The following is a 21087-nucleotide window of genomic DNA, read 5'->3' on the forward strand; positions in this document are numbered from 1 at the left end:
CCCACTCTCGTAGATGCATGCAGACCATCTATGCCAAAGCATCAAGCATGGCCTGGAAATCCTCGTTCCCTTCACATTGAAATGGATCGAGCAAGACCATGTCCATCTTCTGCGGCGTCTGCAACGACAACCTGGTCCAATCGCAGGAATACTGCGCGCCATACGCCTTGGCCGCGCAGACAAACCTGCCACGCAATGCGGCACGTGTATCTGCCGGAGGCGTGGTGCGGGCCTTCTGAGCCTGCCGATCGCCAATCAATGAACACAAAGCCCCACGACGAAGCAACGAGTCATACAACGTGCCGTTGGCCACGTCATGATAATCCAAATCCAGTTGCTCCAATTTACACTGTGCAACCTTCCCACCGGAACGGGTACGCAGCGCTTCGAACAGGCGATGCTTGCACACCCAGTCCACCTTGCCGCTCAAGGCATCCACATTGCCGGAACGGAATGTTTCCAACGCATTGTGCCACAGACGAATCACATCGTGCACATCGGTGCGAGGCAACGACGAAGCCACTTCCGGATGCTCATCCACGAACTGTTCCACAGTCTGCAGATAACGTTCCTGCATGGCTACGGCACCACCCTGCAACGTCGATCCGTCGGCCATGTCGAACGACGCATTCACGCCGCTCAGATCATGGCTGACTGCACGATTGGCAGCGCCGGGATCCGTGAACGCGAAACGTGAGAATCCCGATTCATGCCCTTCACGCCCCGCCTGTTCAATGACACACAACACCAGATGCGTGGTGGCAAGCTTCATCATCGTGGCCCATTGGGAACGATTTGAATCGCCGATGATCACATGTAGTCTCCGGAAAGCGTCGGGATCGGCGTGCGGTTCGTCCCTGGTGTTGACCATTGGACGCGATCTTGTGGTGGCCGACGAAACGGCCTCATCCAGAAAATCGGCGCGCTGCGTGACCTGGAAACCCGATTCCGTCACCCTGCCTGCGCCAGTGAACACCTGACGTGTGATAAGAAACGGCAGCAATTCGTGTTCGATGACTTCCAACGGTACAAAACGTCGTACCAAGTAGTTTTCATGGCATCCGAACGAATGCCCCGCGGAATCCACGTTGTTTTTGAACACATGCACTGTGGCATGCGCCCCGTGAGTGGAACGGAGCCTCTGCTGGGCATCCTGCGCAAGGTCACGCATCACCAGTTCGCCAGCCGCATCCACAGCCAGAGCATCCATGGGATCGCAGGCCTCGGACGTGGCGTATTCGGGATGCGAGCCGACATCAAGATACAGTCGCGAACCGTTCTCAATATACGTATTGGTCGATCGCGCGGAGGCAACGATCGGCTGGAACATCATCATTGCCGTCTGGCTGGCGTCGCATGGCGCATCCGCGCCAGTCACACTGACGCCATATTCGGTTTCAATGCCGAAAATACGAGCGAAAGAATGAACCTCACGCAACGTTCCCGCATCAAGCGGAGACGAGGAATGATTGCCGCTGTCTCGCAGCTGTGGCATCACTCGCCGCCTTTTTGCACGAAACTACCGACGTATTCCTCGGCATTGGACTCGAGCACCGATTCGATATCGTCAAGCACGGCATCCAACGCATCAGTGGTTTCGTCGACTTGCACACCGGCGGATTCGACAACGTCACCCACCTCTTGACCTGCGGATGCGGATTGAGCCTGTTCAAATTCCTGAGGCATGACGTTCCTCCCTGTAACTCCCGGTTGCAAATCTACAAAAAACACTGCGCCACACCTTATATCAGGTGTGGCGCAGCATGCAACGCTATGCCAAATACTGGCTCAGATCGTTGGTGATCAGGCCGTTGGTGGCCACCACATCGTTCTCCTGACGCCAGTGAACGCCTTCGCCGTTCCACTGGGTCAGATGGCCTTGAGCCTCCCAAATCACCATGGCACCGGCGGACACGGCAGGCACGTCCCACTCATGCAAGTGCGGTTCGAAATACGCGTCGTACGTGCCGTCGGCCACCTTGCACAAATCAAGGGACGCCGGACCGACACGTTTAATATCGGCAGGACGCCCGGCGATCTTCGCCACCACATCAAGCGCGCGCTGCGATTCGGACGATACCGGGGACATGCCGAAACTCACCACCGAACCATCAAGGGATGAGGCGGTTGAAGGAATGATTTTCTCGCGTTTGTCTCCCAGCGGGGTCCTGCGAATACGGATCGCGCCGGATCCACGCACCGCAAGATACGTCAATCCCAACGCCGGAGCGTGCACGACCGAAAGAATCGGCTGTGCGGAGCACTGGTCGTTGAATTCGAATAATGTCACGGTGATGGTCCATTCCGGCATGTTGCGTGCGAAATTGATCACGCCGTCGATGCCGCCCACGCACCAGTATCGTTGGCCGGGATAACACTGCTCCGGCCTCAGCTGCCAGAAGCCATCGAACACGTCGACATAGGTCAGACGGTTGCTGATGAACTGCTGTAGGCGCTCGTCGGTGTTTGAAGTGAAGCGGAAGCAGTCTTCGGACGCTTCCAGTTTTCTCATGTCGCGCGGATTCGTCTGGTCGCTCAACGCATGCTTGCCTGCGTCCTGCAGGATGCGGGCGACTTCGAGGGCGATTTGCCTTAGTTCCATAGATATGCCTTTTCGTTTCCTCTGTACAGTCCCGGCACGTCCTCTCCTCAAAATACCGGGATGATGTTACCTGTTGCCAATGGTCGTTCTTCGCGACCAATTGATGGCAATGTTACCCGCACAGATAGCATTTCATCGTAACATTTCCAAAATCGATGCCGCATCTTGGACACGTTCACAATAGCCAGAACATTGAGATTTGCTATATTTCAGAGGGTCTGACATATCCAATGAGACCATCGGATTCTCCACGGTATTATCACCAATCGTTCGATGACGCACGGTGAGATGAGACCATGACGCAGCCACGACCTGCTCGGGGAAGCGACGAATAATCTCAGCACGCAACCACGCACGAGTAGCCGATGGCGCTTCAACCGAAGCCTGTTCCAACTGCTCGTCCGTGACCAGACGTTCCGTTTGGTCACGCAACCGATCGAAAATCGAATCGACGGGATCGATCGCAGCCCATTTCAAATCAACGGCCGCGATGCGCGCATCATCCCAGCCAGAGCCGATCTTACGCCGCAGCTTCTCCAACAACTGCCATTTCAACAGCCATTCGACACGGGAAGCTTCCCCACGCATCGCAAGTCGCATATCATCGTCGGCATGGCGAATGGCCGCCACATCGGCGAGCGCCTGTCCCCACATCGCCATGATGTTGCGGGTGGAGCGGTCCGGCCACGCCGGTTCGCCAGACGCATCGGTCCCATACACCACGGCCGAGGCGGCATACACCAGGGAACGCAATGTGACTTCGATCTGCCATGCCGTGGTTTCGCCGCCGTCTTCCAGCGGTAACGCGGCACCCAATGTAAGATCGTGCGACACCTCATGCATGGCGTGCACCGGATCGGCAAGAGTGACCGGCCTCAAGGCCTCATCCATGTTCAATCCCGCCTCTTCGGCATGTTCAAGCAGCCAAAGCAGCATGCTGGTGGTGCCAAGTTTCAGCGCTTGCGGCACATCCATACGGTTTGCGTCGCCGACAATCACATGCAGTCTGCGATATTCGTCGGTGCTATGCGATTCGTCCCTCGTGTTGATGATCGGCCTGTCGAACGTGGTCTGCAAACCGACTTTCATATGGAAGTAGTCGGCACGTTGGCTGAGCTGGTAGCCTGTGGTTTCGCTCCGCTCGCCAATGCCGACGCGACCTGATCCCGTGAAGATCTGCCTCGCCACAAAATGGGCCGTCATGAGTTTCGCAACCTGGTTGAATGGCACCGAACGCAGCATCATGTAGTTTTCGTGAGTGCCCCAGCTTGCGCCTTTGCCGTCGACGTTATTGCGATGTAGCACGATTGCGGTGCCGGTCTGTTCGCTGGCTTTGCGTGCGCAGACGCGCATGATGCAGTCTCCGGCATGGTCATAGAGCACGGCATCAAAAGGATCATTGGTTTCGGGAGACGAGTATTCCGGATGCGCATGATCCACATACACACGTCCGCCATTGGCTGCGATCACGTTGGTGATGTTGAGTTGCGGCGCGTCGGTAAGCAGGTCGGGATGTGCCGCGGCGCGTTCCAGTCTGGTGCCTCGCGCGTCGTTGATGGGGTCTTCCTGCCGATAATCCCAGCGGATATGCTTAGTTCGTTCGTTCGCCGCGGCCCCAACCACGTCAAACGACAATTGCACGGGATTGTAATGCCCAAGTTTCGGCGCCGAGACCGCATATTCGGTTTCCGTGCCCATAATTCGACGAACGCTCATCGATATGACTTCCTTTCGTCTGTTTTCACATTGTTCGACGGCATTACGCCACCTGGCGGATGCTGGTCACATGCCCGGCATCCAAACCGTTGATGCGGCTCCACTGCTCCGGATCGGCATCCAGCACCGCATCTTGGGTTTCCATGAATTCCTCGTCGACTGCTTTGGCCAGCAAGTCGACACCGATCGCCGCGGGCTGGCCATCCTCAATGGAGATCTTCACGGCGCGGGTTTTGGCACGATCCACAATGTTCTTCAACACCGCTCCAGACACCACATCCGCCAGATATACCGGATGCCATTGGCCATGCTCATCACGCACATCGCACAGATGCCGATGTTCGTCGTTGGCATAAATGTCGTTGACCAGCACGCCAATCAGGGCCTTCGCATCCAGTCCCGGCGCCAGCGGCAGGTCATCGGTCAGATAATGGCGGATGATCTGCGCCGCCTGTGCCAATTTCGGACGTTCCACACGAATCTTCACGTCCAAACGTCCAGGGCGAAGCACGGCTGGATCAATCATGTCGATACGGTTCGATGCGCCAATCACCATAACATTGTCAAGCGTTTCCACACCGTCAAGTTCGGCCAAAAATTGCGGAACAATGGTTGTTTCCACGTCCGATGACACTCCAGATCCACGCGTGCGCAGCAACGAATCCATCTCATCGATGAACACAATCACCGGCTTGCCTTCCGCGGCACGTTCGCGCGCACGCTTGAAAATCATGCGGATCAACCGTTCCGACTCGCCCACGAACTTATTGAGCAGTTCCGGCCCCTTCACCGACAGAAACACACCCCTGCCGCCAGCCGCGCCTTCGGCAAGCGCATTGGCTACGGCCTTGGCGATCAAGGTTTTGCCATTGCCCGGAGGCCCATACAGCAGCACACCTTTCGGTGGCTTCAAATCATACCGTTCAAACAGTTCACGATGCAGGAACGGCATTTGCACGGCATCGCGAATGCGTTCGATCTGCTCGTCCAAACCGCCAATGTCGGCAAACGTGACATCCGGCACTTCCTCAAGCACCAGATCAGCGTCATTCTGCGCGGGAACCAGCGCAAACGCGAATCGCATGGACGAATCGACCGTAACACGATCGGCCACATTGATCACAGCCTTCGCCAACGTGCCCGAACGGCGGACCAATGCAACATTACCGCCATTGTCGGCTACCAGCAATCGTCCATCATCAATAACCTGCTTCACCGTACGCACTGCACCCAACGTGTCGGTGTCAGCCTGCGAAACCACCACCATGTTTTCGTTGAGCAGCACGGTGCGTCCCGCCTCAAGCCTGGACGCCTGCACATTCGCCGCAACCGGCACAATCATGCGTCGCGTACCGGAAATCACTTCGGCGCTGGCACGCTGTACACCCTGTTCGTCCGTTCGAGCGGAATACACGCGCACCATGGTGGCAAAGGTCATGGGAGGACCGGCCAACTGGTTCAGTTGCGCTTTGGCTTTGGTGAGCTCCTGAGTGGCGCGGTTCAATGCCTTGGCCAGCGCATGGTTCTTGGCCATCAACTGATCGTTTGCCTCGCCCAATGATGCCAACGTATCGTCACGCCGATCCATGCAGACCCCACTTCCAACACGCGGGAACACTCCGACAAACCCAAACCGGAATGCAACCGTCTCATACATTCACCCATTAAGAATACTCATTGTCCGCATGATTTCCGACAATCAAAACCATGCTTGAACAAGAATCGCCGAACATCGCACCCACGCCCACCCTTTCTCAGCCGGGTCTGCTGGTCATGGATGTGGATTCCACACTGATTGACGAGGAAGTCATCGACGAGTTGGGCGCCGCTGCTGGAATTGGCGAACAGATTGCGTCGATTACCGCACGCGCGATGAATGGCGAACTTGATTTTCGTGAGGCATTGCAGGCTCGCGTCGCATTGCTGAAGGATTTGCCGACTTCGGTATTCGATGATGTATATCGTCGTGTGCATTTTACGCACGGTGCGCTCGATTTGATTGATGCCTTGCATGCGCATGGTTGGAAGGTCGGCGTGGTTTCCGGCGGTTTTCATGAAGTCGTGGATCGTCTTGCCGCCGACGCACATCTTGATTTTTGGATTGCGAATCGTTTGGAAGCCGCGGATGGCCGTCTGACCGGCCGTGTGCTTGGCGATATTGTTACGAAAGATGTGAAGTTGCAGTCGCTGCATGATTGGGCTTCACACATGGGCATCAATATGGATCAGACCGTTGCGGTTGGTGATGGGGCCAATGATCTGCCGATGATTCATGCCGCCGGGCTCGGTGTGGCGTTCTGCGCCAAGCCTGCGGTTCAGGCGGATGCTCCACATCGTGTGAGCGAACGCGATTTGACGCGAATTCTTGATTTTCTTCGTTGATTTTCGAGATTTGACTCTTCTGATGATTTGAATCGCAGTATCACAAGCTTGATATAGCAAAAGTTGCCGTGTGAAATCATGATGTTCACACGGCAACTTTATATGGTCTACCTGTTTTCGATTTTACTTGCAGTAGGCTCCGTCGAGATGAGCACCTCTCGCCCAGTCGGCGGCACGCATGGCCTTTTTGCCTTGGGCTTTGACCTCAAGCAATTCCAGTGGATCTGAGGAAGTGCCCACCCATACGTTCTTCTTTCCGGCCACAATCTGCCCCGGCTCAAGCGAAGCGGGCGTGTTGGGATTGCTCATATCGGCGCTCTGTGCTCGAAGCACGTGCAGTGTGGTCGGTTCAGCTTCAGCGTTGGCATGCAGTTCGCACCATGCGCCCGGATTGGGTGTGCAGGCACGAATCTGACGGTCCACCGCGAACGCGGGAATGTCGAAACGAATATGTGCGTCTTCAACGGTGATCTTCTGAGCTATCTCATATGCGCCGGCAGGCTGTTCCACCGGAATGATCTGATCGTCGGCCATGGCCTGCAACGATGCGGCAAGCAGGTGTGATCCATCTTCGGCAAGACGGTTCAGAAGCTCGCCGGCAGTTTCGTGCGCTCCAATTTCCACGGTGGATTGCGCCAGAATCGGACCGGCATCCATGGCGCGCACAATACGGAACACCGTGGCACCAGTCACCTTTTCGCCGGCCCAAATGGAACGCTGCACAGGAGCCGCGCCACGCCACTGCGGAAGCAGCGAAAAATGCAGGTTATACCAGCCCATCGGCAACGCGTCGAGCACATCCTGCTTCAGGATTTTGCCGTACGCCACCACTGCGGCAGCCTGAGCTCCGGTGGCCGACAGTTCGGAAATGAAGGTTTCCTCGCTCGGATCGGATTCGATCACCGGCAGGCCAAGTTCAAGAGCGGCCTGCTTCACGGGATTCGGCACCAACTTGCGTCCACGACCGGTAGGCGCATCCGGTCGGGTGAGCACGGCGACCACTTCAAAATGCTCGGTGTCTTCAGCCAGCAGCTCCAACGACGGCACAGCAACATCCGGAGTACCGGCAAACAGCACTTTCAGCATGGAAAGTCCTCCTTATCAAATCCTCATTCACATCGTTATCATCGTGGAATCATTCCGTCATATCAACAGCACACATATCAGCAGTGTGTGCAACAGGGGAACGCGACGCACCAACACTATGCCTGGCGCACTGCAGGAATCTTCACACCTGCATCGATGAGCAACGCACGCAATGCACGCGAATCCTTGAATCGAACGCCGCGAATGCCAGCATTGTTCGCACCTACGATATTCATGGCCTTATCATCCACGAATACCGCGCCGGAAGCGTCAATGCCGAACTGCTGCAACGCGAACTCGTAAATATCCTTGTTGGGCTTGCGCAGGGAAATGTACCCCGAAACCACACGATCGTTAAGACTGCGCAGAATATCGAAATTCTCAAGCGCGATCGGGAACAGGTCCTTCTGCCAGTTGCTCAATCCCCATACGCGCACGCCGGCAGCTTTCAAATCATTGATGAGCACGCGAGCGCCCGGCACCACGCCGGTCAGCGAGTCAACGAAATTGTCAAGATAGTACTGCAACATGTCGGCCCACTTGTCTCCGTGACGTTCACGCATCAAGGCGACACCATCATCGTTCGACATGCCACAATCCAACTCGTCATTGATGTCATAAAAGCCGGAAATATCGTTGTCAAGGAACTGCTCAACAAGCTCGTCGCTATACCGTGGCGCCATCACGGCAACCGGATCCCAGTAGATGAGCACATTGCCGAAATCGAAAATCACATCGGTGATCGGTTTGCCCGCATTCGCCGCGGCTTCACCGTCTGCCATGAGCACGTCGTACTCCATGTCAGGCTCTCCTGGCCAGCCCTTCATATGATCCTCCATTCATGCCATACGGCCTTATGCCGAACTTCAACCTATCTAGTTTTTCACGGCGAGGGGACGTGCGTCAGATTCGCTCCTTCGGATCAAGCTGGAAACGCAGCTCACCGGGCTCACGAGCGGCCACATGGCGGGCACTGGCGGAGCGCAAACGCAACGCCAATTCGCCACGTCGGCTTTGCGGCACACGCACCACGGCCTTGACACGATCCGCAGTACCTTCCAACTCACGTGAATCAATGGTTCGCGGCTGCGGGATGGGCACCGGCCCCAATACGGACGGCAGTACGCCTTCGGCGGTTTCGATGGTAGACATATCTCCCCCGCCCAATGCACCAATCCGCTCCAACGTGGCTTTCACCGCGTCACGGCGGCCCCACACGCAGGCAGCGGCGAACACTGGGGGCAATGCCGTCTGCTCACGTTCCTGTAGTTCGGTTTGTGCCAACAACGTTGAATTCCAAAGCATCAACGATTGGGCAAGTGTGGGATCGGTTTCTCCGATCAGCAGTGCCTGACCTCCCCTGATTCGCGGCGCGCATAGCGAAACCGCACGCATCCACGATGTTAACGTGTCTACGCCCGCGTCGATACCGAACGCGTACAGGCTGGTCCATGCGTCAAGAATGGCCACAGCACGGTATTCACATTCCGAAGGATTCCGCCCACGCACACGGGGTTCGGCACCGGGAGTGGCGATGACCAGCTGCGGCGTAAATCCAATATCGGAAACAATGCCACGCGGCTGGCTTGGCGTTGAAAGCACAATAGGAACGCCACGAAACAGCCGGCTCAGTTCCTGTGCAGTTCCCGCGGCCCCGACACGAACCACTCGCATGCGCTCGCCCTGGCATGCCGGGCAAGCCCATTGCACTGTGGCGGAGCCACACCAGCGGCATCGCACGGACCCGTCCAACAATCGTTCCAAAGGCCCGGTGCAATACGAACATCTCGCCTGTCGGTGACATTTCGCACAGCTCAATGCCTCGCTGATGCCGTCTTGCGGAATACTCAACAACACCGGGCCGCTTTCCAACGCCTTCGACAACACTCGCACCGCGGTGTGCGGCACACGCGCGCCAATGGTTGCATCCGCAAGTCTCGCCAGTTCATCGCGATTGAGCCAACGAATCCACGGACTTGCCTCCTTGGTCACCGCAGGAAACGCATGAATAGGCGTGCTGAAACCGCTGACCTGAGTGGCTCCGACGTGCGCCGCATCGGTCTCCCACTGGCTTTGCACACTGCGCGCATTGGCCATCGCAACGAACACACCGTTATGCGATTTCGCGCGCAACCGCAGCACTCCACGAGCGTTGGCGTATGGCATCATGCCATCGGCATCCTGATAGCACACATCGTCGAGTATGAAGAACAACGCATTGCCGTCCACCGGAGCATACATCGCCGCACGCGTGCCGATCACGCACCGAACCTGCCCCTCGCAGATGGCCAGATAGGCACGATACCGTTCCGCCGGCGCCATCTGCGCATTCAGAATGGCGAAATCGCCGTCATACGCTCCATTGGAGGATTGCATCGGTGCGAAAAGGCGCAAGCCAATAGCCTGCAGGGTCTCAGCCATATCCTCAATCTCACGCATGGTCGGCAGCACCAGCACTGCCGGTTTGCCCTGCAACAGCGCCGAAACCACCATCCATGCCGCACACTGCCGCCAATGGTCGGCACCCGGAAGCGGATCGAACACGAACGATTGAAAACGTTGCGATTCCAATGCTTCATGAAGCAGATTGATATTGCCGTATTGCCGTTGCAGTTGTTCGTATAATTCCCGTTCGGCCTTGGCGAGCGACTCCCTGCGCCTGTTTTTTTCGATATTCGTTCGGTTACCGAGGCGCTGCTCCTGTTCGACTCGCGCCACGCGCGCAGGCACCGCCAAACGTAGGATGTTGGCTCGTGTTCCACCGAACGCATCCGCGATAAGCGTAGCGTCATTCCGCATGGACGCAGGCACCAGCACACGATCGGAGACCACTCGTTCAATGAATCTCAACGACGATTCCGGGGTTTCGCTGGTATCGGTTCTGTTCCATACGATGCCGTTGACCCGTTGCCCTCCGAAACGCACGCGCACCATTACGCCAGGTTGTGCTTCTTCGGAATATTTCTCCTCGACGTAGTAGTCGAAGGTCTGCCCCAAATGGGTGGCTTGAATGTCCAGCACCACTTGGGCGATGGGATGCTCGGCAGCCGGCGTTTTGGGCGTAGGCGCACGTTTGCGCCGCTTGCGCGGGGCAAGCCCGTCAAGCGCCAGCTGTTCGGCATCCTCAGTACTCATGATTCAAGGGTAGCTCAGCCCTCGATGGCGGCTTTCAGCTCGTCGACCTTATTGGTGGCCTCCCAGGTGAAATCAGCATCGTCGCGTCCGAAATGACCATAAGCAGCGGTCTTGGAATAGATCGGACGCTTCAGGTCGAGCTCGTCGATAATGGCGGCCGGTCGAAGGTCGAACACCGTGCGCACAGCCTGCTGAATCTGCTCGCGGGTCACACCAATTTCAGTGCCATACGTTTCCACATTGATGGACACCGGATCGGCCACGCCAATGGCATACGCCACCTGCACTTCAACCTTATGCGCAAGGCCAGCGGCCACAATGTTCTTGGCCACCCAACGTGCCGCATAGGCCGCGGAACGATCCACCTTGCTCGGATCCTTGCCGGAGAATGCGCCGCCACCATGATGCGCCGCACCACCATACGTGTCGACGATGATCTTGCGACCGGTCAAACCGGCATCCGCGGCAGGACCGCCAAGCACGAACGAACCGGTCGGATTAACGAGCACGTGATATTCATCATGCGCCACACGGTCGGCAAGCACATCGTCGAGCACCGGACGAATCACATGCTCCGTCAGCTGCTCCTTAAGCCATGCCTGATCGACTTCCGGATCATGCTGAGTGGAAACCAGCACCGTATCGAGACGAACAGGAACATCATTCTCATCGTATTCGATGGTCACCTGGGTCTTGCCATCCGGACGCAAGTGAGGCACCTCGCCATTCTTGCGCACTTGCGTAAGACGATATGCCAAACGATGCGCCAAGTAAATCGGCAATGGCATCAACGCGTCGGTCTCATCGCATGCATAGCCGAACATCACACCCTGATCGCCGGCACCTTGTGCTTCGTAGCGCTGCTCGCGAGATGCCTGAGATTCCGCCTCACCACTCAAACGAGCCACACCCTGATTGATTTCGGAACTCTGCTCAGTCAATGACACGGTCACACCGCAAGAATCAGCATCAAGACCGACACGGGAACTGGTATAGCCGATATTACGCACCACAGAACGCACAATGTTCTGAATGTCAGAATACCCATCACTCGTCACCTCTCCGAACACGAAGAACTGACCGACAGTGGCGCACGTCTCCACAGCGACATGAGACTGCGGATCCTGAGCAAGCATATCATCAAGAATCGCATCGGAAATCTGATCACAGACCTTGTCCGGATGCCCCTCTGTTACCGACTCAGCGGAAATCAACTTCAATTCAGCCATCTGGCTGCTCCTTTCACGAACGCCCCACACGTTCGTCCCTTCTGATTGCTACGAAAAACGCCCCGTCCTTCGCATACGCAATCAATAGTTTCATTGTGGACTATTCAAAGCGCACCGCTCAGGTATCGGGGCGAATGAAAATTCGAGATTCGACTCTTGTTCAAGAGCCGTCGCGTCAGTTGCCTTCGGTCAGATCGTCTTCGCCGAGGGTCTCCTCAAGCAGACCTTCATTGATTTCACGGAAGGCGATGGACAGCGGCTTCTCCTGATTCTGATATTCCACCAGCGGACCGACGTTCTGCAGCAAGCCCTCGTTAAGCTGGGTGAAATAGGAATTGATCTGACGGGCACGCTTGGCTGCGAAAATAGCCAGTGCATACTTGGAGTCAGCATGCTCCATCAAATCATCGATCGGCGGTTCCGCAAGACCGGTCGGGGTTGGCTGAGTGCCGAATGCCATATTGATTATCTCCCAATCATCAGATAAGCCAAAAGCTTCCTTACCAAAGTCTTAAGTATAGAGCCGCCACTGGACCTGATTCAAGCCCCTTCTCTCATGTTTTCGACAAGCGCAAGCATCTTCGTCAACGCTTGCGAATGTAACGCTTCTGCAAATTCCACATAGTGGCTTTTAACAAAACACGTGTCCCGTTTAACTACCACAATAGAGAACATGGAAATGCGATCTGCAAAACTGATGAATGGACGAGTATTCGCGGGCGCTCGCGCCCTCTACCGTGCCGCGGGTGTGGACGGTAAGGATTTCGGCAAGCCGATTATCGCCATTGCCAATTCCTTCGACGAGTTCCTGCCCGGCCACGTGCACCTGAACAAGGTCGGACGACTGATCTCCGAGGCTATCAAGGAAGCCGGCGGCATCCCACGTGAGTTCAACACGATGGCTGTTGATGACGGCATTGCCATGGGTCACACGGGCATGCTGTACTCCCTGCCGAGCCGTGACATCATCGCCGACACTGTGGAATATCAGGCGAATGCGCACTGTGCCGACGCCCTGATCTGCATCCCGAACTGCGACAAGGTCGTGCCGGGCATGCTGATGGCCGCTCTGCGTCTGAACATCCCGACCGTCTTCGTCTCCGGCGGCCCGATGGAAGCCGGCACGACCGTGCTGCCTGACGGCACAGTGAAGAAGAACACCGATCTGATCGATGTGATGTACGCCTCCGCCGACGACAATCTGGACGAAGAGGATCTGCTAGCCTACGAGAAGACCGTCTGTCCGACCTGCGGCTCCTGCGCCGGCATGTTCACCGCGAATTCGATGAACTGCCTGACCGAAGCCATCGGTCTGGCCCTGCCGGGCAACGGCACCATTCTGGCCTCCCACTCCTACCGCAAGGACCTCTTCAAGCGCGCCGCCGAGCAGATCGTCAAGATCGCCAAGCAGTATTACGACGACGATGACGATTCCGTACTGCCGCGCTCCATCGCCACCAAGGAAGCCTTCGAGAACGCCATGACCATGGATGTGGCCATGGGCGGCTCCACCAACACCGTGCTGCACATCCTCGCCATGGCCCAGTCCGCCGATGTGGACTTCACCCTGGACGACATCGAACGTATCTCCCACACCGTGCCGTGCATTTGCAAGGCCTCCCCGTCCGGCGAGTGGGAGATTTCCGATGTACATCGCGCAGGCGGCATCACTGGTATCCTCGGCGAACTCGACCGCGCCGGCAAGCTGCACCGCGACGTGCATTCCGTGGATTACAAGACACTGGAAGACAAGCTCAATGACTGGGACATCATGCGCGATTCCTGCACCGAGGAAGCCAAGCAGATGTATCTGGCCGCTCCGGGCCACATTGTCTCCCCGGATCCGTGGACGCACACCACCCTGTTCGATTCCCTCGACCGCGACCGTGTGAACGGCGCGATCCATGACATCGACCATCCGGCTGTCACCGAAGGCGGTCTAGCCGTGCTGCGCGGCAACCTCGCCCCTGACGGCTGCGTGGTGAAGACCGCCGGCGTACCGAAGGAGATTTGGACCTTCCGTGGACCGGCACTGGTCGTCGAATCCCAGGAGCAGGCCATCGAGGTCATCCTCAACGACACTCTGAAGCCCGGCATGGCGCTGGTCATCCGCTACGAGGGCCCGAAGGGCGGCCCGGGCATGCAGGAGATGCTGTACCCGACGTCGTTCGTCAAGGGCAAGGGTATCGGCAAGCAGGTCGCCATGCTGACCGACGGCCGCTACTCCGGCGGCTCCTCCGGTCTGGCCATCGGCCATATCGCTCCCGAGGCGGCAAGCAAGGGTCCGATCGCCCTAATCAAGAACGGCGACATCATTAACATCGATATCCCGAACCGTACGGTGAACGTCGAGCTTTCCGACGAAGAGCTGGCCCAACGCCGCACCGAACTCGAAGCCGGCGACGGCTATGTGGCGCACCGCGACCGCAAGGTCTCCCAGGCGCTGAAGGCCTACGCAGCTTTCGCGCGTTCCGCAGATAAGGGTGCCACGCGTGATCCGGAGCTGATCAACAAGCTTTCCGGTCTCGCCTGAGTTCCAGCAAATCTCAAATAATACATAATGAGGATTGCATAGTTTACTTACTGCGCAATCCTCATTTTTCTTTTTTTTAAAAAAAACATGCGCCCGATATATTCGAACGCATGTTGCAATTTTTAATTATTACGATTACAGATCGAATTCCGTTGCAATAAGATTCCACAGTTCATTTGCAGCATCATCGACAACATTATTGACGATGACTTTGTCAAATTCAGGTTCAGCTGCAAGCTCGATTTTCGCGGTTTCCAAACGTTTCGCCTGCTGTTCCGGGGTTTCAGTACCACGCCCGACAAGACGACGTTTCAATTCCTCGAACGACGGCGGCGCAATGAACACGGTCATCACATCAAGACCCAACTCCCCCGCACGCTGCTTGACGCTACGGGCACCTTGGATGTCGATTTCCAGAATGACGGGAATATTCTGTTCGAGATGTTCCACGACTGGTTTCACGGGCGTGCCGTAGTGAGCAAGACCGAAGACGTCAGCGGTTTCCAAAAACTCACCGGCATCTTCTTTGGCGAGAAACTCCTGTTCAGTCATGAAGAAGTAATTGACGCCATCCACTTCGCCTGGACGTGGTTTACGGGTCGTTGCAGATACCGATAGCCAGATCTGCGGATGCTGCTCACGTACGCGTCCCAAAACGGTGCCTTTACCAACACCGGCGGGGCCACAAAGTACAATCAAACGGCCATGACGAGAATCAGTCATTACATCCTCATTCTTCATAACAATCAACAGAACATGGAATATGGAATCTCAGCATCGGATTTGAGAACGCGCGATCACTCTTCTTCGTCGTCGTCCAAAACCTCATCATCGATTTCGTTCTGCGCTTCGATAAGCGCCTGACGAATATCGAGCGCCACGGATTCTGTGGCCGCGCTCAGAGAGGCAATATCCGGACCATGTGTGGCGATAAAACGAGATACGGTGACAAGCACATTGCCTTTAGTACCTTTGAATACCGTCTTAAGGTCGCGGGTTTCAGCACCTTGCCATCCGTAGCCCGGAGACAGAATAGGGCCGGTGAACTTGGCTGGGTCGATGCCGGAATCATTGATCCACTGACCGATGGTGGCTCCGATGATCAAGCCAACGGAACCCATACCGTCATTACCCTTGTTGAATTTCTGCGCGGTGCTGGCGATGCCGTAGGCCACGGTTCTGCCCTTATATTCGCCCGCCTGACGAATGGCTGTCTGTAGGCTGGCACCCTCTTGATTCGAGGTCAATGATGCGATGAACACGCCTCGACCGTTGTTGAGCGCGTCGTTGATCACGCCACCCAAAGAACGTGCGCCGTAGTACGGCAGCAAGGTGATGGCGTCGGCCAGCAGAGGAGCTCCCGGCTTGAAATAGGCGTCGGCGAATGCGGACACTGTAGTCGGCAGACCGCCGTGCAGGCAGTCGACAATGGTGATGATTCCCATCTGACGGGCCGCATACAGTACCCGTTCGAGCGCCGCGATGCCTTTCGAACCGTAGCGCTCAAACATGGAGAACTGGAATTTGACGGCCGCCGCTCTACCATTGGCTGCCTGCAACATACGCATGGAGTAGAGCTCCGCGCCTAAAGCATCCACATTGTAGCCCCAGTCGGTAAGGAGTTGCCGATGCGGGTCGATGCCCACACACAGCGGACCATATTTGGCCATGGAATTGCTCAGACGCAGACCGAAATCCGAACGCTGGGCACTCATCTCTTCACTACTGAGGCTACTTACCATTACTCACGGCTTTCCAACTCGAACAGCTGCTGGGAATGATCCTGAATGCTCATGATCTGATAATCATTATTGCGCACAGCCTCGATGGCCATCAACACGGCGGAGAATTCCGTCATGGTGGTGAACTGAGGCAGATCCGCAGCAATGGCCGCCGAACGGATGGCATAGCCGTCGGAACGGGAGCCACGGGAGTTCGGTGTGTTGAGAATCAGATCGATGGCACCTTCCTCGATCAGCTGTACGACATTCTTGCCGACGCTGCCTTCCGCATGGTAGGTGGTGATTGGATCATCCGGATCGGAATCCATACGAACGCTGATCTTATCAACGATCTTGGAGTCGATGCCATAGCGGCGCAACACGGATGCGGTACCCTCGGTGGCCCAAATGTTGAAGCCAAGCTCCACCAAGCGTGCGGCGAACAACGGCAGTTGACGCTTGTCGGTGTCGTTCACGGAAATGAACACGTTGCCGCTTGTCGGCAAGCCACCGTCATAAGCGGCCAGCTGGCTCTTGGCGAACGCATGCGGGAAGTCACGGTCAAAGCCCATGACCTCGCCGGTGGAACGCATCTCCGGTCCAAGCAACACGTCGACGGTCTTGCCGAGCGGCGTGCGGAAACGCTTGAACGGAAGCACGGATTCCTTAACGGCAACCTGCTGACCGCGGCGAATATCACCACCATCGCCGTGAGGCAACAGCAAGTCGTTGTCACGCTGCTGCTGAATGGTTTCGCCAGCCATGATGCGGGCCGCTGCCTTGGCCAGTGCCACGCCGGTCGCCTTGGAAGCGAACGGTACGGTACGGGAGGCACGCGGATTCGCCTCGATGACGTACAGCGTGTTGGCCATGAAGGCGTACTGCACGTTGATCAGGCCTTGCACGCCACAGCCCTTGGCGATGGCATAGGTGCCCTCGCGCAGACGACGAATCTGATCATCGGAAAGGGTGCTCGGAGGCAAGGTGCATGCGGCATCGCCGGAATGCACACCGGCTTCCTCGACATGCTCCATAATGCCACCGATATACAGCTCCTCGCCGTCGAACAGGGCATCAACGTCGATTTCCACGGCATCCTGCAGGAACTTGTCAATCAGCAGCGGAGAAGGCAGACGGCCAGAAACCACGGTATCGGCCTGGGCTTCCTTCAATGCGCGGTCCACGTACTTGCGCAACTGGGCATCGTCGTACACGATTTCCATGCCACGACCACCAAGCACGTAGCTCGGGCGCACCAGCACCGGGTAACCGATGTTGTGTGCCGCTTCACGGGCTTCGTCAAGGCTCAGAGCGGTACCGTAGCGAGGCGCGTTCATCTCGGCCTTCTTCAACACTTCGCCGAAGAGCTCACGGTTTTCAGCCAGATCGATGGATTCGGGCGTGGTGCCGAGAATCGGCACGCCTGCAGCCTTCAGGCGAGCTGCCAGAGACAACGGGGTCTGGCCACCAAGCTGAACGATAACGCCCTTGACTGGGCCCATCTTCTTTTCGGCCTCGTAGATTTCGAGCACATCTTCGAAGGTGAGCGGTTCGAAGTACAGGCGATCGGACATGTCGTAATCGGTCGACACGGTTTCCGGGTTGCAGTTGACCATGATGGTGTCATAGTCCTTGCCCAGTTCCTGCACGGCATGCACGCAGGTGTAGTCGAACTCGATGCCCTGACCGATACGGTTCGGGCCGGAACCGAGAATGATCACGGCTTCGCGCTCACGCGGGCGCAGTTCGCTTTCGTCCGCATAGCAGGAGTAGTAGTACGGAGTCACCGCGTCAAACTCGGCGGCACAAGTATCGACCGTCTTGAAGACCGGGCGAAGATCATACGACCAGCGCAGCTCGCGGATCGCGTTTTCACCTTCGTCTCCCAAGCGACGCAGGTGGGCGATCTGCAGATCGGAAAGACCAGCCAGCTTCGCCTTCTTCAACAGCTTGCGGCTAAGCTTCTCCGCTCCCTTGATTTCAAGAGCTGTCTCATTGATGAGTTCGAACTGGCGGATGAACCACGGATCGATCTTGGTGGCGTCGAAAATCTGCTGTTCGGTGGCGCCTCCCCACAGGGCGCGCTGGATTTGCAGATAACGATGTTCGGTCGGCACCTTGATGGCGTCCAGCAGCTCATCGACTTCCTGTGCGGAAGGCTTGTCGCCGTCCCAGTTAAAGCCCATGTGGCGCTTGTCGATGGAGCGCATGGCCTTGCCGAGGGATTCCTGGAAATTGCCTGCCAGAGCCATGGCCTCGCCCACGGACTTCATGGAGGTGGTCAGTGTCGGATCGGCACCCGGGAACTTCTCGAAGGCGAAACGCGGGACCTTGGTGACCACGTAGTCGATAGTCGGCTCGAAGCTGGCCGGAGTGGACTGCGTGATATCGTTCTGGATTTCGTCGAGCGTATAGCCAAGAGCCAGCTTGGTGGCGATCTTCGCGATCGGGAAGCCGGTTGCCTTGGATGCCAGAGCGGAGGAACGGGACACACGCGGGTTCATTTCGATGACGATGATGCGTCCGGTGTTCGGGTTGATGGCGAACTGGATGTTGCAACCGCCAGTATCGACGCCCACGCCGCGAATGATGGCGATGCCGATATCACGAAGCTTCTGATATTCGCGATCAGTCAGAGTGAACACAGGCGCCACGGTAATGGAATCGCCGGTGTGCACACCGACAGGATCCACGTTCTCAATCGGGCAGACGACCACGACGTTGTCTTTCTTGTCGCGCATCAGCTCGAGTTCGTATTCCTTCCAGCCTTCGATGCCTTCTTCGATCAGCACCTCGTCGGTTGGGGAATAATGGATGCCTGCGCCTGCGATGCGGTGCAGTTCCTCTTCGTTGTGCGCAATACCGGAACCAAGACCACCCATGGTGAAGCTCGGTCGCACAACCAGCGGATAGCCGAACTTCTCAGCGATCTTATCGACTTCTTCGAGGGAATGGGCGATGTCGGAACGTGCGGATTCGGCGCCAGCCTCCTCAACGACCTTCTTGAAGAGCTCACGGTCCTCACCACGGTCGATGGCTTCAAGGGAAGCACCGATCAGCTCGACGTTGTACTTCTTGAGCACACCGGCCTCACCCAGTGCCATGGCTGCGTTCAGTGCAGTCTGACCACCTAGGGTCGGCAGCAGGGCGTCAGGACGTTCCTTGGCGATGATTTGCTCGAGGATCGGCGTGGAGATCGGCTCGATGTAGGTGGCATCCGCCATTTCCGGATCGGTCATGATGGTGGCCGGGTTGGAGTTGACGAGAATGACTCGGATGCCTTCCTCACGAAGCACGCGGCAGGCCTGAGTGCCCGAGTAATCGAATTCTGCGGCCTGGCCGATCACAATCGGACCGGAGCCGATGACCATCACGGACTTGATGTCTGTGCGCTTAGGCATTGCGGGTTCCCTCCTTGGCGGAACGCATGAGATCCACGAAACGATCGAACAGATATGCGGCATCGTGCGGGCCGGCTGCGGCTTCCGGATGGTACTGCACGGAGAATGCCGGAATATCGACACACTGCAGGCCTTCAACCACATTGTCATTCAGATCGACGTGGCTGACGAACACCTTGCCGTACTTGCCGTTTTCGAACGGCGCGTCAACGGTTTCACCAATCGGCGCGTCGACGGCGAAACCGTGGTTGTGCGCGGTGATTTCGATTTTGCCGGTGGTCATGTCTTTGACCGGCTGGTTGATGCCACGGTGGCCGAACTTCAGCTTGTACGTACCGAAGCCAAGCGCACGGCCGAGCAGCTGGTTGCCGAAGCAGATGCCGAAGAACGGATGGCCTGCATCAAGCACCTGACGAAGCAGGTCCACTTCAGGGGCGGCCTGTTCCGGATCTCCCGGACCATTGGAGAAGAAGACACCATCAGGATGAAGAGCTTCAAGCTCGTCGAACGTGATGGTGGATGGCACCACATGCACACGGCAACCACGCTCCGCCATGCGATGCGGAGTCATGGCCTTGATGCCCAAATCGACGGCGGCGACGGTGTACAGCGGCTCCTTGCCTTCGAATTCGCCGCAAGGTTCGATGGTGTAGGCCTGCTTGGTGCTGACCTCGTCGTAGAGGCTCATCCCCTTCATCTGCGGAGTGGATTTAACCTCGTCGAGCATGGATTCGATAGTACGCAGCTTGCCATTGTCGTCAAGCAAAGCGTCACCGGAGAAAATCGCAGCACGCATCACACCGGCGGAACGCAGGTGACGCACCAGCTTACGGGTATCGATATGGCTGATGCCAACAATCTTGTTGGCTTCCAGATCGTCATCAAGGCTGCCGGTTGCGCGCCAATTGCTCACGCTCGGGCTAGGATCGCGCACGACGTAGCCGGCAACCCAGATTCGCGAGGATTCCGGATCCTCCCCATTGATTCCCGTGTCCCCAATATGAGGGAACGTCTGTACCACGATCTGACGATCGTAACTGGGGTCCGTAAGCGTCTCCTGATAACCGGTCATGCCGGTTGCGAAAACGATCTCCCCACTGGTCGTGCCGATCGCGCCGTAAGGCTCACCCACATACACCTGTCCGTCTTCGAGAACGAGAACGGCATCTTGAGGGTCAAACATCACGGCTTCGGAATCATACTGGTTCACCAAAACCCCCTTATAGTCAAGGTATTCGTACCAAGGATAGCGGCCGGTTAGGACTCGCGACCCGGCCGAATC

General features: G+C 57.0%; 16 protein-coding genes. 2 read left to right on the forward strand and 14 right to left on the reverse strand.

Translation table 11 applies throughout. The features are described 5' to 3' along the window. Positions 1 to 28: 28 nt before the first annotated feature. From pafA to arc, 5 genes are all read right to left on the reverse strand, one after another. Entirely contained in the window at positions 29 to 1495 is a 1467-nt protein-coding gene (gene pafA, locus CE153_RS05570; RefSeq protein ID WP_099595453.1) for a Pup--protein ligase, read from the reverse strand. After that, positions 1495 to 1686 carry a ubiquitin-like protein Pup gene (locus CE153_RS05575; RefSeq protein WP_099595454.1) on the reverse strand — a complete coding sequence of 64 codons (192 nt, stop codon included), beginning with the start codon at positions 1684 to 1686 and terminating at the stop codon, positions 1495 to 1497. The genes pafA and CE153_RS05575 overlap by 1 nt, the downstream gene beginning before the upstream one ends. Before the next feature lie 85 nt (positions 1687 to 1771). Continuing rightward, a complete protein-coding gene (locus CE153_RS05580) occupies positions 1772 to 2602 on the reverse strand; it encodes an inositol monophosphatase family protein (RefSeq protein ID WP_099595456.1) in 831 nt (276 codons plus the stop codon). Between the two features lie 132 nt (positions 2603 to 2734). Then, a complete protein-coding gene (gene dop / locus CE153_RS05585) occupies positions 2735 to 4318 on the reverse strand; it encodes a depupylase/deamidase Dop (RefSeq protein ID WP_180753420.1) in 1584 nt (527 codons plus the stop codon). Between the two features lie 43 nt (positions 4319 to 4361). Then, positions 4362 to 5906, reverse strand: a complete 1545-nt coding sequence (gene arc / locus CE153_RS05590) for a proteasome ATPase (RefSeq protein WP_099570795.1) — start codon at positions 5904 to 5906, stop codon at positions 4362 to 4364. 119 nt (positions 5907 to 6025) lie between these two features. Here arc and serB point away from each other — a divergent pair, with 119 nt between their 5' ends. Continuing rightward, the gene (gene serB / locus CE153_RS05595) at positions 6026 to 6700 is read left to right on the forward strand and encodes a phosphoserine phosphatase SerB (RefSeq protein ID WP_099595459.1); all 675 of its coding nucleotides are present in this window, start codon (positions 6026 to 6028) and stop codon (positions 6698 to 6700) included. Positions 6701 to 6823: 123 nt separating this feature from the next. On the opposite strand, the gene fmt is transcribed toward serB, so the two are convergent. The 5 genes from fmt to rpoZ form a co-directional block, all read right to left on the reverse strand. Then, positions 6824 to 7786, reverse strand: coding sequence for a methionyl-tRNA formyltransferase (fmt, locus tag CE153_RS05600; protein ID WP_099595461.1), 963 nt, complete (start codon positions 7784 to 7786; stop codon positions 6824 to 6826). A gap of 116 nt (positions 7787 to 7902) precedes the next feature. Beyond that, positions 7903 to 8613 carry an HAD family hydrolase gene (locus CE153_RS05605; protein ID WP_099570798.1) on the reverse strand — a complete coding sequence of 237 codons (711 nt, stop codon included), beginning with the start codon at positions 8611 to 8613 and terminating at the stop codon, positions 7903 to 7905. 76 nt (positions 8614 to 8689) lie between these two features. Then, complete coding sequence (locus tag CE153_RS05610; protein ID WP_099595462.1) at positions 8690 to 10921, reverse strand: primosomal protein N'; 2232 nt, start codon at positions 10919 to 10921, stop codon at positions 8690 to 8692. A 14-nt stretch (positions 10922 to 10935) separates the two neighbouring features. Beyond that, a complete protein-coding gene (gene metK, locus CE153_RS05615; protein ID WP_099595464.1) occupies positions 10936 to 12150 on the reverse strand; it encodes a methionine adenosyltransferase in 1215 nt (404 codons plus the stop codon). A 175-nt stretch (positions 12151 to 12325) separates the two neighbouring features. Beyond that, positions 12326 to 12610 carry a DNA-directed RNA polymerase subunit omega gene (gene rpoZ, locus CE153_RS05620; protein ID WP_099595465.1) on the reverse strand — a complete coding sequence of 95 codons (285 nt, stop codon included), beginning with the start codon at positions 12608 to 12610 and terminating at the stop codon, positions 12326 to 12328. A 213-nt stretch (positions 12611 to 12823) separates the two neighbouring features. Here rpoZ and ilvD point away from each other — a divergent pair, with 213 nt between their 5' ends. Continuing rightward, the gene (gene ilvD, locus CE153_RS05625) at positions 12824 to 14683 is read left to right on the forward strand and encodes a dihydroxy-acid dehydratase (protein WP_099595467.1); all 1860 of its coding nucleotides are present in this window, start codon (positions 12824 to 12826) and stop codon (positions 14681 to 14683) included. Positions 14684 to 14818: 135 nt separating this feature from the next. On the opposite strand, the gene gmk is transcribed toward ilvD, so the two are convergent. From gmk to carA, 4 genes are all read right to left on the reverse strand, one after another. Beyond that, positions 14819 to 15406 carry a guanylate kinase gene (gene gmk, locus CE153_RS05630; protein WP_099570802.1) on the reverse strand — a complete coding sequence of 196 codons (588 nt, stop codon included), beginning with the start codon at positions 15404 to 15406 and terminating at the stop codon, positions 14819 to 14821. A 74-nt stretch (positions 15407 to 15480) separates the two neighbouring features. Then, positions 15481 to 16425 carry an orotidine-5'-phosphate decarboxylase gene (gene pyrF / locus CE153_RS05635; protein WP_099570803.1) on the reverse strand — a complete coding sequence of 315 codons (945 nt, stop codon included), beginning with the start codon at positions 16423 to 16425 and terminating at the stop codon, positions 15481 to 15483. Then, positions 16425 to 19805: a carbamoyl-phosphate synthase large subunit gene (carB, locus tag CE153_RS05640; protein ID WP_099595468.1), complete on the reverse strand. Its 3381-nt coding sequence runs from the start codon at positions 19803 to 19805 to the stop codon at positions 16425 to 16427. The genes pyrF and carB overlap by 1 nt, the downstream gene beginning before the upstream one ends. Continuing rightward, positions 19798 to 20988, reverse strand: a complete 1191-nt coding sequence (gene carA, locus CE153_RS05645) for a glutamine-hydrolyzing carbamoyl-phosphate synthase small subunit (RefSeq protein ID WP_442861969.1) — start codon at positions 20986 to 20988, stop codon at positions 19798 to 19800. The genes carB and carA overlap by 8 nt, the downstream gene beginning before the upstream one ends. Positions 20989 to 21087 lie beyond the last annotated feature (99 nt).

This window comes from Bifidobacterium sp. N4G05 (genome assembly GCF_002742445.1).
Lineage (GTDB): Bacteria > Actinomycetota > Actinomycetes > Actinomycetales > Bifidobacteriaceae > Bifidobacterium > Bifidobacterium hominis.